The organism is Quatrionicoccus australiensis, assembly GCF_020510525.1.
Taxonomy (GTDB): Bacteria; Pseudomonadota; Gammaproteobacteria; order Burkholderiales; family Rhodocyclaceae; genus Azonexus; species Azonexus australiensis_B.
On the sequence record NZ_CP075188.1, the window covers coordinates 174,622 to 194,792 of the forward strand.

The following is a 20,171-nucleotide window of genomic DNA, read 5'->3' on the forward strand; positions in this document are numbered from 1 at the left end:
CGGAAGACTTTCCGACTTTTATTCCTTGAACGGCTTTTTGCAGCCGGAGTCCGCGAAGGGTCCCTTGACCGCAACCCAGTCGTCGCCTGGTGAAAACTGTGCGCAGATCTCAATGTCGGCGGACGGGCTGCGCCACTTGTACCAGGCAGCTGGGCCGGCCCAGACGGTGGTGCAGAGCAGTGTTGCGGCGACGATCAGTGCGCTTGCCTTCATGTCTTCACCTATCCCTTGCCGTGATTGCGGGTTTGCTCAGCCGAGACGCTTGCAGATTTCCGTGGTCAGCGCCGACTGGTTCATTGAGTAGAAATGCAGGCCGGGGGCGCCGCCCTGGAGCAGACGTTCGCACAGTTCGGTGACGACATCGAGGCCGAAGGCGCGGATCGAGTCGGCATCGTCGCCGAAGCTCTCGAACTTCTTGCGCATCCAGCGCGGGATGTCGGCGCCGCAGGCATCCGAGAAACGGGCCAGCTTGGTGAAGCCGACGATGGGCATGATGCCGGGGACGATGGGCACGTCGACGCCGAGCGCCTTGGCTTCATCGACGAAATGGAAGTAAGCGTCGGCGTTGTAGAAATACTGCGTGATTGCCGAATTGGCGCCGGCCTTGACCTTGCGCGCGAAGGCATCGAGGTCGTCCTTCGGGCTGCGTGCCTGCGGGTGCCATTCCGGGTAGGCGGCGACTTCGATGCTGAACCAGTCGCCGGTTTCGGCGCGGATGAATTCGACCAGTTCGTTGGCGTAGCGGAATTCACCGGTTTCGGCCATGCCCGAAGGCAGGTCACCGCGCAGGGCAACCGTGCGCTTGATGCCGGCGGCCTTGTATTCGCCGAGGATCTCGCGGATCGAGTCGCGCGTCGAGCCGATGCACGACAGGTGCGGTGCGGCGTCGAAGCCCTCGGCGGCGATTTCCTTGACCACCGAGAAGGTGCGCTCGCGCGTCGAGCCGCCGGCACCGTAAGTTACTGAGAAGAAGGCGGGATTGAGTTTGGCCAGCTCGGCGCGCACAGCACGCAGCTTATCGACGCCTTCCGGCGTTTGCGGCGGGAAAAACTCGATGGAGATTTCTTTGTTCATTTTTTCAACCAGATGAAGAATTCGCGGTTACCGTCGCCGCCGGTGATCGGACTGTCCAGCCATTGCCGGACGGTCAACCCGAGATTTTGGGCCGTTTTGCGCAGCTTGCCTTCGACTTCGCCGTACAGCGCAGGGTCGCGCACGATGCCGCCCTTGCCGATGTTTTCCGGGCCGACTTCGAACTGCGGCTTGACCAGCACCAGGATGTCACCCTGATCGGCGAGCAGGGCCGGCAGTTGCGGCAGGATCAGCGTCATCGAAATGAAGGAGACATCGCCGACGATGAGATCGAAACCGCTGGCCGGAAAATGCTCGCCCAGATCGGCGGCGGTCAGGTTGCGACAGTTGATGCCTTCGATGGCGGTCAGGCGCGCTTCGCCGAACAGGCGGCGACTCAACTGGCCGTGTCCGACATCGACCCCGACCACGTGGCCGGCCCCGGCCTGCAGCAGGCAGTCGCTGAAACCGCCGGTGGACTGGCCGACATCGAGGCAGTGCTTGTTGCCAACTGAAATGCCGGTTTCGGTCAGTGCGCCGGCCAGTTTGAGGCCGCCGCGCGAGACGAAACGGTCTTCCGGATCACTCTGTACGGTCAACGTCGTTTCAGAGGGCAAATCCAGCGCCGGTTTCTTGACGATGCCGCCCGGCCAGCTCACCCGGCCGGCCGCGATCAGCCGCTGGGCGGCTGTGCGCGAAGCGGCGAGGCCGCTTTCGACGAGCAGTTGGTCGGCGCGTGCCACTCAGCGTTTTCCCGGTGAAAAGAGGATGGCGCTGAGTGCCCAGGAAATCAGGCTGTAAACGATGGAACCGAGCAAGGCAGACGAGAAGCCGCCGACATTGAAGCCGTCGACCAGATTGCCGGCGAGCTGGAAGAGCAGGGCGTTGATCACGAAAATGAACAGGCCCAGCGTCAGCAAGGTCACCGGCAGGGTCAGCAGAATCAGCAGCGGGCGCAGCACGGCGTTGATCAGCCCGAGAACGAGGGCGACGAGCAAAGCCGTGCCGAAACTCGCCACCTGGACCGACGGCACGACATACGGCAGCGCCAGCAGGGCGAGCGCGTTGATGGTCCAGATGGCAAGCAGGCGCATGGCTTAGTAGCGGTAGTGGTCGGCCTTGTACGGGCCTTCCTTCGGTACGCTGATATAGGCGGCCTGTTCGTCGGTCAGTTCCGACAGCTGGGCGTTCAGCGTCTTCAGTTGCAGACGGGCGACCTTTTCGTCCAGGTGCTTGGGCAGCGTGTAAACGCCGACCGGGTACTTGTTCGAACCCTTGACGGCTTCCGTCCACAGTTCGATCTGGGCGATGGTCTGATTCGCGAAGGACGACGACATCACGTAGGACGGATGGCCCGTACCGCAGCCGAGGTTAACCAGGCGGCCCTTGGCGAGCAGGATGATGCGCTTGCCGTCCGGGAAGATGACGTGATCGACTTGCGGCTTGATCTCTTCCCACTGGTACTTCTCGATCGAGGCGACGTCGATTTCGTTGTCGAAGTGACCGATGTTGCAGACGATGGCGTTGTTCTTCATCGCGGCCATGTGGTCATGCGTGATGACGTGGAAGTTGCCGGTCGTGGTGACAAAGATGTCGGCCTTGTCGGCAGCGTATTCCATGGTGACGACGCGGTAGCCTTCCATCGCGGCCTGCAGGGCGCAGATCGGGTCGATTTCGGTAACCCAGACTTGTGCCGACAGGGCGCGCATGGCCTGGGCCGAGCCCTTGCCCACGTCGCCGTAACCGGCGATGACGGCGATCTTGCCAGCGATCATCACGTCGGTGGCGCGCTTGATGCCGTCGACCAGCGATTCGCGGCAGCCGTAGAGGTTGTCAAACTTGGACTTGGTCACCGAGTCATTGACGTTGATGCCGGGGAACTTGAGTTCGCCGCGCGCATGCATCTGGTACAGGCGATGCACGCCGGTGGTGGTTTCTTCGGTGACGCCCTTGATCTGGGCCAGACGCACGGAATACCAGGTCGGATCGACAGCCAGCTTGGCCTTGATGGCGGCGAACAGGATGGTTTCTTCTTCCGAACCCGGCTTGGCCAGAATCGAGATGTCCTTCTCGGCACGGGCGCCGAGATGCAGCAGCAGGGTGGCATCGCCGCCGTCGTCGAGGATCATGTTCGAATAACCGCCATCGGCCCATTCGAAGATGCGGTGCGTGTAATCCCAGTAATCAACGAGGGTTTCGCCCTTGACGGCGAAGACCGGGATGTTCTGCGCGGCGATCGCAGCGGCAGCGTGATCCTGCGTCGAGAAGATGTTGCAGGAAGCCCAGCGGACTTCGGCGCCGAGCGCGGTCAGCGTCTCGATCAGCACGGCGGTCTGGATGGTCATGTGCAGCGAACCGGTGATGCGCGCGCCCTTGAGCGGCTGGGTCTTCGCGAATTCTTCGCGAATGGCCATCAGGCCGGGCATTTCGCCTTCGGCAATGAGGATTTCCTTGCGACCCCAGTCGGCAAGGGAAAGATCGGCAATAACGTAGTCTTTGAATTCAGCCACAGTAAGCTCCTAAATAACTGTGACGGGGAGGGGAATAACGGCGTTGTTGCTCACCGGCGGCCCCCTGCGCCCGGCAGGGTTGATCAGTGAGCGCCGTTTTAAACCGAGCCTGGGAGAAATCTCCTGCAGCGCCCCTCGGTAGGTTGCGGATTATAAACCGCTTTCAGGCTGTTTCGGCAGCCCAGTAGCGGTCAACATCCTTGATACCCCATTTTTCGGCATCCTCGCGGCCGGCAATTTTCTCGGCACTGCGCGCCAGATCAATGGTTTCGGGTTTGATGTAGGCCTGCGATCTGGTCGAAAAGAAAACTTTGACCCTGGGCTTGAGCAGCGACTGCTCGCCTTGCTCGGTAACAACGCCGAGCTTGCCCGATTCCAGGCGAACCAGCGAACCGATCGGGTAGATGCCCAGGCTCTTGACGAAGGCCTGGAAGACTTGCGGGTCGAAATGGCCTTTCCATTCGGCCATGCGCTTGATCGATTCGGCCGGGTCCCAGCCCGCCTTGTACGGGCGGTTCGAGGTGATCGCGTCATAGACGTCGCAGACTGCACCCATCTTGGCGAACAGGCTCAGTGTCTCGCCATTCAGTGCTTTGGGATAACCGCTGCCATCAACCTTTTCATGGTGATGCAGGCAGACATCCTTGACCACGTCGCTGATGCCCTGGCCTGAGAGCAGAAGCTTGTGACCTTCAGCCGGGTGGGTCTTGATGATGGCGAATTCGGCATCGGTCAGCTTGCCGGGCTTGCTCAGTATTTCATTGGGAATCAGCGCCTTGCCAAGGTCGTGCAGCAGGCCCGCCATGCCGGCGTCGCGGGTCTGTTCCTCACTCAGGCCAAGCTGGCGAGAGAGTGCAATCATCAGGGCGCAGACGGCGACCGAGTGCATGTAGGTGTAATCGTCGGAGGTCTTCAGACGGGCCAGGCTGATCAGGGCGCCCGGGTTGCGCATCACCGAATTGGAAATTTCTTCAACCAGCGGTGCCGCCGCTTCGGCCTCGATCGCCTTGCCCATGCGTGCTTCCTGGAACATCGAGACAACGGCTTCCTTGCCGCGTGCGCAGATTTTTGCCGCGCGCTTTACTTCATCGTTGAAGGAGGTTTTGGCAACGCTTTCCGGTGGCGGGGCCGGGATTTCCTCGGCGGTCGACGCCTCCAGATTGCCACTTTCTTCGCCGGGTTCGATGTCCAGACCCTTGGCCAGGTTGATCCAGACTTCCTTGATCTGGCTTTCCTGGATCAGGGCGATGTCTTTCGGATCGGTCAGAACAAACTTGGTCCGCCAGAACGGATGGTCCAGCCAGGCGCCGCAGAATGCCTGCAGGTGCATGCCGAGACGAACATGTTCAACGGAGATTTTTTTGAGCATATTTGTTAATTTTAACGAAAAAAGGGAGCCGTAGCTCCCTTTTTGTATGCGGCGAGAATGCTGGCCTCGCCAGTTGTGCTCTTCGTGCTTACAGCCCGGCGTCGTTGCGCAGCACTGCCGCGCGATCCGTCGAGTTGGCTTCGGCCGGCACAATGTGCCTTAACCTGGCCGGCGAGCGGCCAGGTTAGCCTCATCCGGCGAAGATTCGCGGCTTCGCCAGGGCTGCAAGCTGGCGCTTACAGCCCGGCGTCGTTGCGCAGCACTGCCGCGCGATCCGTCGCCTCCCAGGTGAATTCCGGTTCGTCGCGGCCGAAGTGGCCGTAGGCGGCGGTTTTCTGGTAGATCGGGCGCAGCAGGTCAAGCAAGCTGGCGCTTACAGCCCGGCGTCGTTGCGCAGCACTGCCGCGCGATCCGTCGCCTCCCAGGTGAATTCCGGTTCGTCGCGGCCGAAGTGGCCGTAGGCGGCGGTTTTCTGGTAGATCGGGCGCAGCAGGTCAAGCATGTTAACGATGCCCTTCGGGCGCAGGTCGAAGTGCTTGCGGATCAGTGCGGTCAGGGTTTCGTTGCTGACTTTGCCGGTGCCGTAGGTTTCGACCATGATCGAGGTCGGTTCGGCGACGCCGATGGCGTAGGAAACCTGCACCAGGCAGCGCGAGGCCAGACCGGCGGCGACAATGTTCTTGGCGACGTAGCGGGTGGCGTAGGCAGCGGAGCGGTCAACCTTGGACGGATCCTTGCCGGAGAAGGCGCCACCGCCGTGCGGCGCGGCCCCGCCATAGGTGTCGACGATGATCTTGCGGCCGGTCAGGCCGCAGTCGCCCTGCGGGCCGCCGACAACGAAGCGGCCGGTCGGGTTGACCAGGAACTTGATGTCGCCCTTGATCAGTTCTTTCGGCAACACCGGCTTGATGATCTGTTCGATGGTCGATTCGCGCAGGTCTTCCAGGCTGATGTCCGGCGAGTGCTGGGTGGACAGCACGACGGTGTCAATGCAGTAGGGTTTGCCATCGACGTACTTGATGGTGACCTGCGACTTGGCATCCGGACGCGCCCACGGCAGGCGGCCATCCTTGCGCAGCATGGCCTGGCGCTCGACGAGGCGGTGCGACAGGTAGATCGGCAGCGGCATCAGCGACGGGGTTTCGTCGCAGGCGTAGCCGAACATCAGGCCCTGGTCGCCGGCGCCCTGATTGAGATTGTCGTCGTAGGCCTTGTCCACGCCCTGGGCGATGTCCGGGCTCTGCTTGTCGTAGGCGACGAGCACGGCGCAGCCTTTGTAGTCGATGCCGTATTCGGTATTGTCGTAGCCGATGCGCTTGATGGTGTCGCGGGCAACCTGGATGTAATCGACGTTGGCGTTGGTGGTGATTTCACCGGCCAGGACAACCAGGCCGGTGTTGCACAGGGTTTCGGCAGCAACGCGGGAATGCTTGTCCTGGGCCAGGATGGCATCGAGGATGGCATCGGAAATCTGGTCGGAAACCTTGTCCGGATGACCTTCGGAAACAGATTCCGAGGTAAAGAAATACTCGCTCATGGCTACTCCATTCGGTCCTTGGTCCGGCGTTACCGGCTTCGGACCACGAGCGGGCGACGCTTTAGCGGTATTTATTAGTCGCCCCGCAAGTTGTCTCTTTAACTCGGCGAACGGATAATACTAAACTTTTCTCGGCAGGTTTCAACCCCCGGAGCAGCATGGTTTCTATCTTCCGTTTTCTCGGCTGGCTGCCGTTGTGGCTGGTGCATGTGCTGGGTGGGGCCCTTGGGCGCCTGGCCTACTGGTTGTCGCCGACCTATCGCCGGCACTTGCGCGAGAATCTCGCCCAGGCCGGCATGGATCCGGCTTTGCGTCTGGCGGCGGCCGCCGAGTCCGGCAAGCAGATGCTGGAGTTGTCGCGCATCTGGATGCGGACGCTGGATGAGGCTTGCGAGCAGGTGGTCGAGGTCGTCGGCTGGACGCATGTCGAGGCAGCCAGGGCGAGCGGCAAAGGCATCGTTTTCCTGACGCCGCATCTCGGTTGTTTCGAGATTACGGCCCAGTATCTGTCGTCGCACTTTCCGATCACCGTGCTCTATCGACCACCGAAAAATGCCAGTTTCCAGTACCTGATCGAGACCGGCCGCCAGCGCGAACAACTGCACCTGGCACCGGCTGATCTGTCCGGCGTCCGTTCGCTGATCAAGGCACTCAAACGTGGCCAGGCGGTTGGTTTGCTGCCCGACCAGGCACCGAAGACCGGCGAAGGTGTCTGGCTGGATTTCTTCGGTCGCCCGGCCTATACGATGACGCTGGCCGCCCGCCTGACCGAAACCGCGGCGACGACGCTGATGACCTGGGGCGAGCGACTGCCGGATGGGCGCGGTTATCGCGTTCATTTTGCACCGCCGCAAACTGAGCTCACCGGTGATACGGTCAACCGTGCGCAGCAGATAAATTCCGAGGTCGAGCACCTGGTGCGCCAGTGCCCGGAGCAATATCTCTGGGGCTATAACCGTTACAAACGTCCTGCCGGTGCCGAAGCGCCGCCAGAACGACAAGGGATTTCACAATGAGGGCTGGCTTTACCTATCTTCTTCTTGGTTTCCTCTGGCTGTTGCACTGGTTGCCCCTGCCTGTCCTGCGCCTGATCGGCCGCGGGTTGGGCAAACTGCTCTATGCTTTCGGACATGAACGGCGCAATGTCGCACTGATCAACCTGCGCCTGTGTTTCCCGGAAAAGACGGAAGCCGAGCGCGAAGACATCGCCCGTCGCCATTTCATTGCCCTTGCCCAATCCGTGCTTGATCGCACCCTGGGCTGGTGGGCATCGCCGGAGCGGCTGAAGCGCATCATCCGCGTGCATGGTCTGGAGCATCTTACCGATTCCTGCGGTGCGCCGACCATCCTGCTTTCTGCCCACTTCGTCGGGCTCGATGCGGGGGCGACGCGCATCACCATGGATGTCGAGGGCTGCAACATCTACTCGCAGCAGAAGAACAAGGTGTTCGAGCGGGTCATGCAGAACGGCCGCAAGCGCTTCAAGGAAGGCATCCAGCTGTCGCGTCAGGACGGCATGCGCAAGATCATCAAGGCGATCAAGGCGGGCTATCCGCTGTATTATTTTACCGATATGGATTACGGCCCCAAGGAGTCGATCTTCGTGCCCTTTTTCGGCGTTCCGGCAGCTACCATCACCGGTGTCTCGCGTCTGGTTCGCCTGACCGGTGCCCGCGTGGTGACTGCAATCACGCGCCAGGTCGAAGATGGTTACGAGGTCGAGATCAGTCCGCCGTGGACGGATTTTCCACGTGAAAGCGTTGAGGCCGATACGTTGTACGTGAATCAGTATATTGAAAGCCAGGTGCTGCGCATGCCGGAGCAGTATTTCTGGGTGCATAAACGCTTCAAGACCCGGCCGCCCGGAGAACAGAGGTTTTACAAATGAACAGCCTGAACATCGAAATTCGTCCCGTCACGCCACCCGACGTGCCGGCCATCTCGTCGTTGGCGCGTGAAATCTGGCAAGCCACCTACCCGGGCATCATCACCCAGGACCAGATCGACTTCATGCTCGAGCAGCGCTACGGGCATGAGCGCCTGTACGATGATCTTGAAGATGCCGACAAATGGCTGGACCAGGCCTTCCAGGACGGGCGCCGGGTCGGCTTCGCCTTCAGCGAGATCTACAAGGGCGAGTTCAAGCTCGACAAGCTCTACATTCATCCGGATGTGCAGCGCAAGGGCGTTGGCGGCCAATTGATCGAGCACGTCGCACAGCGGGCAAGAAAGCTGGGTTACCCCTGCGTCATCCTGGCGGTCAACAAACGCAACGAAAAAGCGATCGGTTCGTACAAGAAATACGGTTTCGTCGTGCGCGAAACGATTGTTGACGACATTGGCCGCGGCTTCGTGATGGACGATTTCATCATGGAGAAAAAACTTTAAGAATTTGAGGTAACTTGCTGCCTCTGTTATTCTTTTTTAATTAATCAACGGAGCAGCTTGTGAAGCTCAAATTCTCGAAAATGCATGGTTTGGGCAACGATTTCGTTGTCCTTGATGGCGTCCGCCAGGCGGTTTCCCTGACGCCGGAACAACTGCGCTATCTGGCCGACCGCAATTTCGGTGTCGGCTGCGACCAGATCCTGCTTGTCGAAGCGCCTGGCCAGGCCGGCGTCGATTTCCGCTACCGCATCTTCAATGCCGACGGCAGCGAGGTCGAGCAGTGCGGCAACGGCGCGCGCTGCTTCGTGCGTTTCGTGCATGAGCAAGGCCTGACCGACAAGCGCGAGATCAAGGTCGAGACGAAGCGCGGCATCATTACGCCGCGCCTCGAGGCGAACGGCAGCGTCACCGTGGACATGGGCGAGCCGCGCTTCCTGCCGGCCGAGATTCCCTTCCTGCACGACGAGGACGTGGTCATCTACAACCTCGATGTGGCCGACGAAACGCTGGAAATCAGCGTCGTCTCGATGGGCAATCCGCACGCCGTACAGGTCGTCGATAGCGTAGACACGGCGCCGGTCGGTCAACACGGTCCGTTGATCGAAAACCACGAACAATTCCCGCAACGCGTTAACGCCGGTTTCATGCAGGTTGTCGACCGGCATGCGATCAAGCTGCGCGTTTTCGAGCGCGGTTCCGGCGAAACGCTGGCTTGCGGCACCGGCGCTTGCGCCGCCGTGGTCACCGGTATCCGCCGCGGCCTGCTCGACTCGCCGGTGCGCGTCACGACGCGCGGCGGCGACCTCAATATCGCCTGGGGCGGCCCCGGCCGTCCGGTCCTGATGACCGGCCCGGCGATGACTGTATTCACTGGAGAAATCGAATTATGAGCGCGCTGTTCCCGGAAGAAGTTGCCGATTACCTGAAGAACAATCCCGGTTTCTTCGAGCAGTACGCCGATCTGGTGGCGCAGATTTTCGTGCCGCATCCGCACGGCGGGCGGGCGATTTCGCTGGCCGAACGGCAGATGCTGACGCTGCGCGAGAAGAATCGCCAGTCGGAAAGCAAGCTGGCCGAGTTGATCGCCTTTGGCGAAGAAAACGACGCGATCAGCGAAAAGGTGCATCGCCTGGCGGTCGGCCTGGTCGCCGCGGAAACCTTCCAGGCGGTCATCCATTTGCTCAATTTTCACCTGCGTGACGATTTCTCGGTGCCGCATGTTGCCTTGCGTCTGTGGAACAAGCCGGCCGATATCGATGATCTGCCGGAATTCGCTGCGGTCAGCGAGGAGTTGCAGGTTTTTGCCGAAACGCTGGGGCGGCCGTATTGCGGCTCGACCGCCGGTTTCGGCACGGCCTCGTGGTTCGGCGAGCACGCCAACCACATCCGTTCGCAGGCGCTGATCGCGCTGCGCAACGGTGGCGGCACGATCGGCATGATCGCGCTGGGCAGCGAGGAAGCCCAGCGCTTTTACGCCGACATGGGCACGCTCTATCTCGAACGTCTGGGCGAGATGGTCTCGGCCGCGCTGGCCCGGGTGACCAAGAGCGTTCTGTGAGTCAGGCGGCTGACGCCGTTGCTGCCTGGCTGGCCGAGCTGGCCGAGCAGCGCCGGTTATCGCCGCACACGATCAGCAATTACCGGCGCGATCTCGACAAGTTGCTGAGCGCGGCCGGTGAAATGCCGCTCGCCGAATTGCACGGCCAGCAGATTCGCCGCTTCATTGGCCAAATGCACGCGCAAGGCCTGGGCGGTCGCTCGCTGGCTCGCACCCTGTCGGCCTGGCGCGGCTTTTTCGCCTGGCTCGGCAGGCATGGCGCAGTGCCGGCCAATCCGTGCGAGGGCGTGCGTTCCCCGAAGTCACCCAAACTGTTGCCCAAGGCCTTGTCGGTCGATGAGGTCAATCGCCTGCTCGAGCCTTTCGCCGACGACGATCCGCTGCTGGCGGCGCGCGATACGGCGATGTTCGAACTGTTCTATTCCTCCGGCCTGCGTCTGGCCGAGCTGGCCGCGCTCGACCGCGATGCGCTCGATTCCATCCTGCACGAAGGCGAGGTCAGGGTGCTCGGCAAGCGCAGCAAGGCGCGCATCGTGCCGGTCGGGCGCATGGCGCAGCGGGCGCTGGCGGCCTGGGCCGAGGTGCGCGACCAACTGGCCGGTGCCGATGAGGTGGCCTTGTTCGTTGGCCAGCGCGGCCGGCGGATCAGTCATCGCGTGATCGAGGATCGCCTGGCCAAGCGTGCCGTGCAGCTCGGTCTGCCGCGCCACGTGCATCCGCACATGCTGCGCCATTCGTTCGCCTCGCATGTGCTGCAGTCCTCCGGCGACCTGCGCGCGGTGCAGGAAATGCTCGGTCATGCCAGCATCGCGTCGACCCAGGTTTATACGCATCTCGACTTCCAGCATCTGGCGCGAACCTACGATGCGGCGCATCCGCGGGCCAAGCGCAAGCCCTGATCCGGGCTGGCAAAATCGCCTGTGGCAGGCGGTCGACCGCTAAAAAAGCAGGAAAATCCGGCTTCAATTGACCTGCGGGCTGTCTACCTCTATGATTCACGGTTTTGAAAATTCGCCGGAATCAAGGAGTTAGTCATGGCTATCAATCGCACCCGCCGCTCTTCCCTCGAGCGCCGCAGCATTTCCAAGTCTGCCAAGCGTCTGTTCAAGGGCGACGGCAAGACCGCATTCAAGGTCATCTACGCTGCCGAATGCCACGCTCGTAACCGCAAGGCACTGGGCGCTTAAGCTGCTGTACCGTATTTCGAGCCCCGGTTGCCGCAAGGCAGCCGGGGCTTCTTTCATTGTGAAGCCGCTTTTTGCCGGCTTCGTGGCGCGACAAGGCGGAAAAATCTTATGGCTCAACTGATCCTGATGCCGGGCAAGGAACGTTCGGCGTTCAAGCAGCATCATCCCTGGGTGTTCGCCGGCTCGGTCGGTCGCCTCGAAGGGCGTGCCCGCCCCGGCGATACGGTCGAGGTGCTGGCTGATAACCTGCGCCCGCTCGGGCGCGCCGCCTACAGCCCGAAATCGCAGATTCGTGCCCGCTTCTGGACTTTCGATGCCGAAGAGTCGATCGACGACGCCTTCTTCAAGCGCCGTGTCGCGAGCGCCGTTGAACGCCGTCGCGCCTTGCCCGAGTTGCGCGGCCAGCAGGGCCTGCGCCTGATCCATGCCGAATCGGACGGCCTGCCCGGCGTCATCGCCGACCAGTACGGCGACACCATCGTCGTCCAGCTCACCTCGGCCGGTGCCGACAAGTGGCGCAACGCCATCGTTGCCGGTCTGGTCAAGGCGACCGGCTGCGCCCGCGTCTATGAGCGCTCCGATTCCGACGTGCGCGGCATGGAAGGCCTGGAGCCAACCACCGGCTGGCTGTATGGCGAAGCGCCGGCGACACCGCTGTCCATCGACGAGAATGGCGTGCGCCTGGCGGTCGACGTCGTCGGCGGGCACAAAACCGGTTTCTATCTCGATCAGCGCGACAACCGTGCGCTGCTCGGCCAGCTCGCGGCCGGCAAGGACGTCCTGAACTGTTTCTGCTACACCGCCGGTTTCTCGCTGCAGGCGCTGGCCGGCGGTGCCGCCAGCGTGCTCTCGATCGATTCCTCCGGCCCGGCCCTGGCGCAGGGCAAGGCCAATCTGGCGCTCAATCCGCAATTGCCGGCCGAACGCGCGCACTGGCAGGAAGCCGACGTCTTCCAGGCCTTGCGCGATTTCAAAAAGGAAGGCCGTCAGTTCGACCTGATCGTGCTCGATCCGCCCAAGTTTGCGCCCTCCGCCTCGCACGCCGAGCGCGCCGCCAAGGCCTACAAGGACATCAATGTCTTCGGTTTCAAGCTGTTGAAGCCGGGCGGCCTGCTGATGACCTATTCCTGTTCGGGCGGTATCGGCCTCGAACTGTTCCAGAAGATCGTTGCCGGTGCGGCGCACGACGCCGGACGCGAGGCGCGCATCGTGCGCCGCCTGGCCGGTGCGGCTGACCACCCGGTCGCGTTGAACTTTCCGGAAGGCGAATATCTCAAAGGTCTGCTCGTCCAGGTCGATTAAGTTGCCATCTTGAATCCGCTGCGCCATCTCCTTCTCGTTGTTGTCCTCTGCTTCGCCCAACTGGCGGCGGGGGCGCATGCCGTCGAGCATGCCGCGGGCAAGGAAGGGACGCTGCCGGCGCATGCCTGCGAACTCTGCCTGGCGGCACACGACCTGGGGGCGGCGCTGCCATCGCTGGCGGTTCTGCCGCCGGTGGTGGCTGCCTGTCTCGTTCCGGAAGCGCTGCACTCGCATGCGCGTACGGCTTTCCCCTCGCCGCTGGCCCGCCAGCGCGATCCTCCTGCTGCCTGAAAACTGCCCTTTTTGAAGCGTCGACCGTCTGACGCGCCTGTCTTTGCCGACAAGCGCTGACGCCGGTCGCAACCGTGCATTTTCAGGAGAATTCCCATGCAAAAGTCCTTTGCCATGGCTGCCTTGCTTGCCGCGTCCTGCGCGGCCCAGGCGGCTGGCAGCGACGCAGATCTGGCCGCCATCCGCGCCCAGATCGCCGATATGAAGAAAAGCTACGAGCAGCGCATTGCCGCGCTCGAGAACAAACTTGCCGAAGCGGAAAGCCGGACGGCCCAGAGCGCCCAGAGCGCCCAGAGCGCCGCTGCGCCCGTCGTCGCCGCTCCGGCGGCCCAGTCCGCGGCCAATGCCTTCAATCCCGAGGTGTCGCTGATTCTGCAGGGCAAGGTGCGCCGTTCCAAGGACATCGCCAATCGCGGCATCACCGGCTTCTTCCCGACCGAGGTCGAGGGGGCCAATGCGCGCGGCTTTTCGGCTGACGAAACCGAGCTGGTGCTTGCCGCCAATATCGATCCCTACTGGCGCGGTCAGGCCATCGTCGCCCTGGCCGGCGGCGAAGCCGAAGTCGAGGAAGCCTGGTTCCAGTCGCTGGCGATCGGCCACGGTGTCGGCCTCAAGGGCGGGCGCTTCCGCTCGGGCATTGGCTACCTCAACGAGCAGCATCCGCATGCCCGCGATTTTGCCGATGCACCGCTGATGTACCAGGCGATGTTCGGTGACAGCTACGCCCAGGATGGTGTGCAGCTCAAATGGCTGGCACCGACGCCGCTGTTCGTCGAGTTCGGCGCCGAAGTCGGGCGTGGCGCGAACTTCCCGGGGACCGACCGCAATCGCAACGGCGCCGGCGGTTCGGCGCTGTATGTGCATGTCGGCGACGATCTGGGGGTTTCGAACAATTGGCGGGTCGGCCTGTCCTGGCTGAAGACCAAGGCCAGCGAACGGAGCGCCGAGTTCACCGATCTCGGCGGCGTGGCGGCGCAGGGTGCCTTCACTGGCGACTCGACGACCTGGCTGGCCGATTTCGTCTGGAAATGGGCGCCGAACGGCAATCCGAAATACCAGAACTTCAAGTTCCAGGGCGAGTATTTCTCGCGCCAGGAGAAGGGCGCGCTGAATTGCAGCTCGGATGATGCTGCCAGCCTGTGCAATGTCGCCGTTGAAAGCAGCTACCGCACGCGTCAGTCCGGCTGGTATACGCAGGGTGTTTACCAATTCACTCCCGAATGGCGGGCCGGTCTGCGTTACGAGCAGCTCGACAGCGGTACGCGCGATTTCGGCCTGAATGCGGCCAACCTGGCGGTCGACGCCTACAAACCGAAGAAAACCACGGCCATGGTCGATTACAGCTGGAGCGAGTTTTCGCGCGTCCGCCTGCAGTACGCCCAGGACAAGTCGATGGCGGGGATCACCGACAACCAGTGGACCCTGCAGTACATCATGAGTCTCGGCGCCCACGGTGCCCACAAGTTCTAGGAGCCGACGATGAACAAGCTGTTTGCAATCCTGCTTTTGACCCTGGCCGCACTGCCGGCGCAGGCTGATCTCAAGGTCTTTGCCACGGTGCCGGAATGGGCGGCGCTGGCGCGCGAGATCGGTGGCGACAAGGTGCAGGTTTACGCCGCAACCACCGCCTTCCAGGACCCGCACCGGATCGAGGCCAAGCCTTCGCTGCTGGCGCAGGCGCGCCAGGCCAATCTGGTCGTTGCCGCCGGCGCCGATCTGGAAATTGGCTGGCTGCCGCTGGTGCTGCGCGATTCCGGCAACGCCGCGATCCAGCCATCGCAGCCCGGTTATTTCGAGGCCTCGGCCTGGGTCAACCGCCTGGAAGTGCCGACTGTCCTCGACCGGGCACATGGTGACGTGCACGCTGCCGGCAATCCGCACATCCATCTCGATCCGCGCAACGTGCTCAAGGTCGGCGAAGCGCTGACGGCGCGCATGGCCGAGCTCGATCCGGCTCAGGCCGCGACCTATCGGGCCGGTTTCAAGACTTTTGCCGGCAAGTGGCAAGTCGCCATGGCGCGCTGGGAGAAGGAGTCGGCACCCTTGCGCGGCGTCGGCGTGCTGGTGCATCACCGTTCTTTCGTCTATCTGGAGAACTGGCTGGGCATGCGCGAACTCGGTGCCCTTGAGCCGAAGCCGGGCATCGAGCCGACCAGCGGCCACCTGACCAGCCTGCTCGCCCGCCAGCAGGCGACGCCGGCGAAGATGGTCCTGCGTGCGGCCTACCAGCAGGATGGTCCAAGCCAGTGGATTGCCGGCAAAGCCGGTATCCCGGCCGTGTTGTTGCCCTATACCGTCGGCGGCACGCCGGAAGCGAAAGACTTGTTCGGGTTGTTCGACGATACCGTGCAACGTTTGCTGAAAGGCCTGCATTGAGTCTGTTGCTCGATGCACAAGGTCTGGTGGCCGGCTGGGAACAGCCGGCCACCAGACCCTTTGATTTCTCGGTCGGGGCCGGTGAAGTGGTCGGCCTGACCGGGCCGAACGGCGTCGGCAAGAGCACGGCGCTCGCGGTTTTTGCCGGCCGTGCGACGCGTTTTGCCGGTCGCCTCGAACTGGCACCCGGCCTGCGCCTCGCCCTGCAAACGCAGGACGTGCCGCCGCTGCTCGGCCTGCCGGTTTCGGCGCGCGAACTGCTCGCCCTGACCGGCGCCACGCCGGACGGTCTGCCGCCCTGGCTGGGCGAGCGTCTCGACCTGCGCCTCGACCGCCTTTCCGGTGGCCAGCGTCACTATCTCGCCTTGTGGGCCATCCTGCAGGCGCCGGCCGATCTGGTGCTGCTCGACGAGCCGACCAACAATCTCGATGCGGCCGGTGTCGCGCACCTGACGGTCCACCTGCGTGAACGGGCCAAAACCGGCGCCGGCATCGTCGTGGTCAGCCACGACGCGGCCTTCGTCGCCGATGTCTGCGATCGCGTCGTCGTGTTGGGAGCCAGCGATGTGGCATGAGCTTTTCCTGGTTCCTTTCCTGACCGGGCTGGTCCTGGCCGTGCTGCTGCCCTTGCTCGGTTGCTACCTGCGCCTGCGCGACGAATGGCTGGCGGCGCTCGCCTATTCGCACGTTGCGGCAGCCGGCGCCTTGCTGGCCCTGGTCGCCGCTTTGCCCCCGGCTCTGGGGGGCTTGGGAGCGGCAACCGTGGTCGGTGCTGGCAAGCGTTTTTTTGCTCGCCGTCTGGCCGGCGGGGCGAGTTATGCGCTCCTGCTGCTCGGGGGCTGGGCCGTCGCGGTGCTGGTTGCCGCCAACCAGCCGAGCGCGGAGCGCCTCGGGCATGCCTTGTTCGACGGTCAGCTCTATTTCGCCGACAGCCTGCAGCTGTGGCTGGTCAGCCTGTTTGCCGGCGTGGCTTTACTGGTATTGCGCCTGTTGTCGCAGCACTTGCTGCTGGCCCATCTTTACCCCGATTTTTTCCGGGTGCGTGGTTTGCAGGCCTGGCCGATCCAGAGTGGCTTCGACGTGCTGGCTGCGCTGGCACTGGCGCTGGCGACCATGAGTCTGGGTGTGATGGGCGCTTTCGCCCTGGTCTTCATCCCGCCCTGGCTCGCCTTCCGGCGGGCGGCGAACTGGCGCAAGGGGCTGCTCCTGGCCGTGCTGATCGGCGTACTGGCCTATGTTGCCGCTTTCCTCGGCGCACTGGTGCTGGACCAGCCATTCGGACCAATGCTGGCTCTTGTGTTAATCACTGTCGGCCTGGTGATTGCATGACATTCGGCGGCGTGCTAAAACACTGGTTCTGTGTGCGGAGCAGTTATGGTCTTTTCCTTTTTCAAGAAGCAACCCCAAAAAATGCCGGAGCGGCCGGCGGCTCGTCCCAAGGCGCCGGTGGAGTTGCCGAAGGAGGCTTTGCCTGACATAGCACTGCCGCCGCTCGATGATCTGGAATTCACGGCCAGTGAATTGCCTGCTGCCGTGGCCAAGCAGAATTCCGCACCAGCCCAGACTGCCATGCCGGAAAAGCCAGCCAAGCCGCTGGCCGTCGACGACGATCTGGATTTCACGATGGCCGAGTTTGATCGTGACTTCACCGATTCGAGCGTCATGGCGATTGACGTCGATCACGACCTTGATCCCTTGCAGGCCGATCTCGAACAGGCCGTCGTGCTCTTCGCCAACGGTCAGGATGCCGCCGCGCGTTCCCTGCTCGAAGTTCTGATCCGCGCCTATCCGGGCAGCGAGGGCAAGCGTTTCTGGCAACTGTTGTTCGATCTGCTGCAGATTGTTGGCGACCGTGCTGCCTTCGACAAATTCGGTGTCGAATTCGCCGAGGCCTGTGAAACCTCGCCGCCCGCCTGGCGTCTCGAGCAGCCGGTCGTGACCACGACCGAGGAAGGCGCCAAGCTTTTTACCCTGCAGGGCGTGTTGACCGATGAGTGCATCGCGCCGCTCGCCGAACTGGCCGATCTGATTGCCCGCAAGCAGGCGGCCATGGTGGACTGCGGCAAACTGATCGGTTGCGATGACGAAGTCGCCGGGCGTTTGGCCACTCTGCTGGCCAGTGCCCGCAAAAATGGCGTGGCGATCACGCTGCTCCAGCCGGAGGCCTTCCAGCGGCGGCTAAATGACCGGCTGCAGGTGGGCGAGGCGGTGCATGCACCGTCCTGGCTGCTGTTGCTCGAACTGCTGCAGCGGCACGGTACGCAGGAGGCCTTCGAAGAACGCGCGGTCGACTATGCCGTCACCTTCGAATTGTCGCCGCCATCGTGGGATGTCCGGCCAGCCGTCGCGGCCGCCAAGACGGCGACACTGCCGGTACTGCGTGATGATGCGCACTACCTGAGCGGTGATCTGAAAAGTTGTCGCTTCGAGGATCTGGTTCCGGTCATCGAAGGTCAGGAAACGCCCATTCTCGATTTCTCCGGCGTGCGCCGGATGGATTTTTACTCGGCCGGGCAACTGGTCAACCGGCTGGCCCCGTACAAGGCGGCTGGCCGCGAAGTCGTCGTGCGCAGCCCGAACCATCTCGTTGCCGAGTTGATGGCCGTGGTCGGCCTCAACAAGCAGGCGCGCATCATCGTTCCCAAGTCTTGAGGTAGCAAAACATGGAGCAATATCACGGCACGACGATCCTGTCGGTGCGCCGGGGCAGCGTCGTCGCCATGGGCGGCGACGGCCAGGTGACGCTGGGCAATATCGTCATCAAGGCGACCGCCAAGAAGGTGCGTCGTCTCTATCAGGGCCGCATCCTGGCCGGCTTTGCCGGCGGTACGGCGGATGCCTTTACGCTGTTCGAGCGCTTCGAGGCCAAGTTGGAAAAGCATCAGGGCAACCTGACGCGCTCGGCTGTCGAGTTGGCCAAGGACTGGCGTTCCGACCGCGCCTTGCGCCGGCTGGAAGCCATGCTTTCGGTCGCAGACAAGGATGTCTCGCTGATCATCACCGGCAACGGCGATGTGCTCGAGCCGGAGCATGGCATCGTCGCCATCGGATCGGGCGGCTCCTACGCGCAGAGCGCGGCGCGTGCCTTGCTCGAGAACACCGACTTGTCGCCGCGCGACATCGTCACCAGGTCGCTGGAAATCGCCGGCGACATCTGCATCTACACCAATCGCAACTTCACCATCGAGGCGCTCGAATGACGACCATGACGCCGCAGGAAATCGTTTCCGAACTCGACAAGCACATCGTTGGCCAGCACAACGCCAAGAAATCGGTCGCCATTGCCCTGCGCAACCGCTGGCGGCGTTCGCAGGTCGCCGAACCGCTGCGCCAGGAAATCACACCCAAAAATATTCTGATGATCGGCCCGACCGGCGTCGGCAAGACCGAAATTGCGCGGCGTCTGGCGCGCATCGCCAACGCACCCTTCATCAAGATCGAGGCGACCAAGTTCACCGAGGTCGGCTATGTCGGCCGCGATGTCGAGACCATCATCCGCGACCTGGTCGAGATGGCGATCAAGTCGCACCGCGAACGCGCCATGAAGCAGATGCGGGCGCGCGCCGAGGATGCCGCCGAGGATCGCATCCTCGATGCCTTGTTGCCGCCGGCGCGCAGTCCGGGCTTTTTTGCCGAAAACAGCGAGTCGACCGCTACGGATAACACGACCCGCCAGAAATTCCGCAAGAAGCTGCGCGAAGGCGAACTCGACGACAAGGAAATCGACATCGAGCTCGCCGCGCCGAGCATGCAGGCCGAAATCTTCGCGCCGCCGGGCATGGAAGACCTGACGCAGCAGATCCAGGGCATGTTCCAGAACATGGGCCAGGGCCGCAAGAAGTCGCGCAAGCTGCAGATCAAGGAAGCCTTGAAGCTGCTCACCGACGAGGAAGCCGCCAAGCTGGTCAATGACGAGGACGTCAAGCTGGAAGCGGTCAAGGCCGTCGAGCAGAACGGCATCGTCTTCCTCGACGAACTCGACAAGATCGCCAGCCGCTCCGAGGCCCAGGGCGCCGACGTCTCGCGCCAGGGCGTGCAGCGCGACCTGCTGCCGCTGGTCGAGGGCACCACGGTGTCGACCAAGTACGGCATGATCAAGACCGATCACATCCTGTTCATCGCCTCCGGTGCCTTTCACCTGTCGAAGCCGTCCGACCTGATTCCGGAACTGCAGGGCCGTTTCCCGATCCGCGTCGAGCTGGATTCGCTGTCGGTCGCCGATTTCGAATGCATCCTGACCCAGACCGATGCCTGCCTGACGCGGCAGTATCAGGCGCTGCTCGAAACCGAGGGCGTGCAGCTGCAATTCGCCGACGACGGCATTCGCCGCCTGGCCGAGATCGCCTTCCAGGTGAACGAGAAGACCGAGAACATCGGTGCGCGGCGTCTGCACACGGTCATGGAAAAACTGCTCGAGGAAATTTCCTTCGAAGCCGGCAAGGCCGGGCCGCAAACCATCGTCATCGATGCCGCGGCGGTTAACGAGCGTCTTGGCGAACTCGCCGCCGACGAGGATCTGTCGCGCTACGTGCTGTAAGCGGCTGCGGCCGGGCTCAGGGTCATCCCTGATCGCCCGGCCGCG

The 20,171-nt window shown here is 62.8% G+C and carries 24 protein-coding genes and 1 riboswitch; of the genes, 16 read left to right on the forward strand and 8 right to left on the reverse strand.

Features of this window, described 5'->3' with window-relative positions:
* Positions 1-18: 18 nt before the first annotated feature.
* The 8 genes from KI612_RS00835 to metK all read right to left on the reverse strand — a co-directional run bounded on the left by KI612_RS00835 (position 19) and on the right by metK (position 6,487).
* Entirely contained in the window at positions 19-213 is a 195-nt protein-coding gene (locus tag KI612_RS00835) for a hypothetical protein (protein ID WP_226441945.1), read from the reverse strand.
* A 36-nt stretch (positions 214-249) separates the two neighbouring features.
* Complete coding sequence (gene metF, locus KI612_RS00840) at positions 250-1,074, reverse strand: methylenetetrahydrofolate reductase [NAD(P)H] (protein ID WP_226441946.1); 825 nt, start codon at positions 1,072-1,074, stop codon at positions 250-252.
* On the reverse strand, positions 1,071-1,814 hold the full coding sequence (locus KI612_RS00845) for a TlyA family RNA methyltransferase (RefSeq protein WP_226441947.1): 744 nt from the start codon (positions 1,812-1,814) through the stop codon (positions 1,071-1,073). The genes metF and KI612_RS00845 overlap by 4 nt, the downstream gene beginning before the upstream one ends.
* On the reverse strand, positions 1,815-2,165 hold the full coding sequence (locus KI612_RS00850) for a phage holin family protein (RefSeq protein WP_226441948.1): 351 nt from the start codon (positions 2,163-2,165) through the stop codon (positions 1,815-1,817). It abuts the gene before it with no gap.
* A gap of 3 nt (positions 2,166-2,168) precedes the next feature.
* Positions 2,169-3,581, reverse strand: a complete 1,413-nt coding sequence (ahcY, locus tag KI612_RS00855) for an adenosylhomocysteinase (protein WP_226441949.1) — start codon at positions 3,579-3,581, stop codon at positions 2,169-2,171.
* An 81-nt stretch (positions 3,582-3,662) separates the two neighbouring features.
* Positions 3,663-3,724, reverse strand: a riboswitch (S-adenosyl-L-homocysteine riboswitch).
* 20 nt (positions 3,725-3,744) lie between these two features.
* Positions 3,745-4,950 carry an HD-GYP domain-containing protein gene (locus KI612_RS00860; protein ID WP_226441950.1) on the reverse strand — a complete coding sequence of 402 codons (1,206 nt, stop codon included), beginning with the start codon at positions 4,948-4,950 and terminating at the stop codon, positions 3,745-3,747.
* 236 nt (positions 4,951-5,186) lie between these two features.
* The gene (locus KI612_RS19805; RefSeq protein ID WP_404818069.1) at positions 5,187-5,315 is read right to left on the reverse strand and encodes a methionine adenosyltransferase domain-containing protein; all 129 of its coding nucleotides are present in this window, start codon (positions 5,313-5,315) and stop codon (positions 5,187-5,189) included.
* A gap of 8 nt (positions 5,316-5,323) precedes the next feature.
* The gene (gene metK, locus KI612_RS00865; protein WP_226460191.1) at positions 5,324-6,487 is read right to left on the reverse strand and encodes a methionine adenosyltransferase; all 1,164 of its coding nucleotides are present in this window, start codon (positions 6,485-6,487) and stop codon (positions 5,324-5,326) included.
* Between the two features lie 158 nt (positions 6,488-6,645).
* Here metK and KI612_RS00870 point away from each other — a divergent pair, with 158 nt between their 5' ends.
* The 16 genes from KI612_RS00870 to hslU all read left to right on the forward strand — a co-directional run bounded on the left by KI612_RS00870 (position 6,646) and on the right by hslU (position 20,126).
* Positions 6,646-7,503 (forward strand): lysophospholipid acyltransferase family protein, encoded by an 858-nt coding sequence (locus KI612_RS00870; protein WP_226441951.1) that lies wholly within the window; start codon positions 6,646-6,648, stop codon positions 7,501-7,503.
* Positions 7,500-8,375, forward strand: coding sequence for a lysophospholipid acyltransferase family protein (locus tag KI612_RS00875; RefSeq protein WP_226441952.1), 876 nt, complete (start codon positions 7,500-7,502; stop codon positions 8,373-8,375). Before KI612_RS00870 ends, KI612_RS00875 begins: the two co-directional genes overlap by 4 nt.
* Positions 8,372-8,875: a GNAT family N-acetyltransferase gene (locus KI612_RS00880; protein ID WP_226441953.1), complete on the forward strand. Its 504-nt coding sequence runs from the start codon at positions 8,372-8,374 to the stop codon at positions 8,873-8,875. The genes KI612_RS00875 and KI612_RS00880 overlap by 4 nt, the downstream gene beginning before the upstream one ends.
* Positions 8,876-8,934: 59 nt before the next feature.
* Complete coding sequence (gene dapF / locus KI612_RS00885; RefSeq protein ID WP_226441954.1) at positions 8,935-9,765, forward strand: diaminopimelate epimerase; 831 nt, start codon at positions 8,935-8,937, stop codon at positions 9,763-9,765.
* Positions 9,762-10,433 (forward strand): DUF484 family protein, encoded by a 672-nt coding sequence (locus KI612_RS00890; RefSeq protein ID WP_226441955.1) that lies wholly within the window; start codon positions 9,762-9,764, stop codon positions 10,431-10,433. The genes dapF and KI612_RS00890 overlap by 4 nt, the downstream gene beginning before the upstream one ends.
* Entirely contained in the window at positions 10,430-11,332 is a 903-nt protein-coding gene (xerC, locus tag KI612_RS00895) for a tyrosine recombinase XerC (protein WP_226441956.1), read from the forward strand. Before KI612_RS00890 ends, xerC begins: the two co-directional genes overlap by 4 nt.
* Before the next feature lie 135 nt (positions 11,333-11,467).
* Positions 11,468-11,620, forward strand: a complete 153-nt coding sequence (locus tag KI612_RS00900; protein ID WP_226441957.1) for a hypothetical protein — start codon at positions 11,468-11,470, stop codon at positions 11,618-11,620.
* A 108-nt stretch (positions 11,621-11,728) separates the two neighbouring features.
* Positions 11,729-12,922 (forward strand): class I SAM-dependent rRNA methyltransferase, encoded by a 1,194-nt coding sequence (locus KI612_RS00905; RefSeq protein WP_226441958.1) that lies wholly within the window; start codon positions 11,729-11,731, stop codon positions 12,920-12,922.
* Between the two features lie 9 nt (positions 12,923-12,931).
* Entirely contained in the window at positions 12,932-13,213 is a 282-nt protein-coding gene (locus KI612_RS00910; RefSeq protein ID WP_226441959.1) for a hypothetical protein, read from the forward strand.
* A 96-nt stretch (positions 13,214-13,309) separates the two neighbouring features.
* Positions 13,310-14,683, forward strand: a complete 1,374-nt coding sequence (locus KI612_RS00915; RefSeq protein ID WP_226441960.1) for a TonB-dependent receptor — start codon at positions 13,310-13,312, stop codon at positions 14,681-14,683.
* 9 nt (positions 14,684-14,692) lie between these two features.
* Positions 14,693-15,589 carry a metal ABC transporter substrate-binding protein gene (locus KI612_RS00920; protein ID WP_226441961.1) on the forward strand — a complete coding sequence of 299 codons (897 nt, stop codon included), beginning with the start codon at positions 14,693-14,695 and terminating at the stop codon, positions 15,587-15,589.
* A complete protein-coding gene (locus tag KI612_RS00925) occupies positions 15,586-16,164 on the forward strand; it encodes an ABC transporter ATP-binding protein (protein WP_226441962.1) in 579 nt (192 codons plus the stop codon). Before KI612_RS00920 ends, KI612_RS00925 begins: the two co-directional genes overlap by 4 nt.
* A complete protein-coding gene (locus KI612_RS00930; protein WP_226441963.1) occupies positions 16,154-16,918 on the forward strand; it encodes a metal ABC transporter permease in 765 nt (254 codons plus the stop codon). Before KI612_RS00925 ends, KI612_RS00930 begins: the two co-directional genes overlap by 11 nt.
* Positions 16,919-17,056: 138 nt before the next feature.
* Positions 17,057-18,241, forward strand: a complete 1,185-nt coding sequence (locus tag KI612_RS00935) for an STAS domain-containing protein (protein ID WP_226441964.1) — start codon at positions 17,057-17,059, stop codon at positions 18,239-18,241.
* An 11-nt stretch (positions 18,242-18,252) separates the two neighbouring features.
* Positions 18,253-18,789, forward strand: coding sequence for an ATP-dependent protease subunit HslV (gene hslV / locus KI612_RS00940; RefSeq protein WP_226441965.1), 537 nt, complete (start codon positions 18,253-18,255; stop codon positions 18,787-18,789).
* Positions 18,786-20,126 carry an ATP-dependent protease ATPase subunit HslU gene (gene hslU, locus KI612_RS00945; protein WP_226441966.1) on the forward strand — a complete coding sequence of 447 codons (1,341 nt, stop codon included), beginning with the start codon at positions 18,786-18,788 and terminating at the stop codon, positions 20,124-20,126. The genes hslV and hslU overlap by 4 nt, the downstream gene beginning before the upstream one ends.
* Positions 20,127-20,171 lie beyond the last annotated feature (45 nt).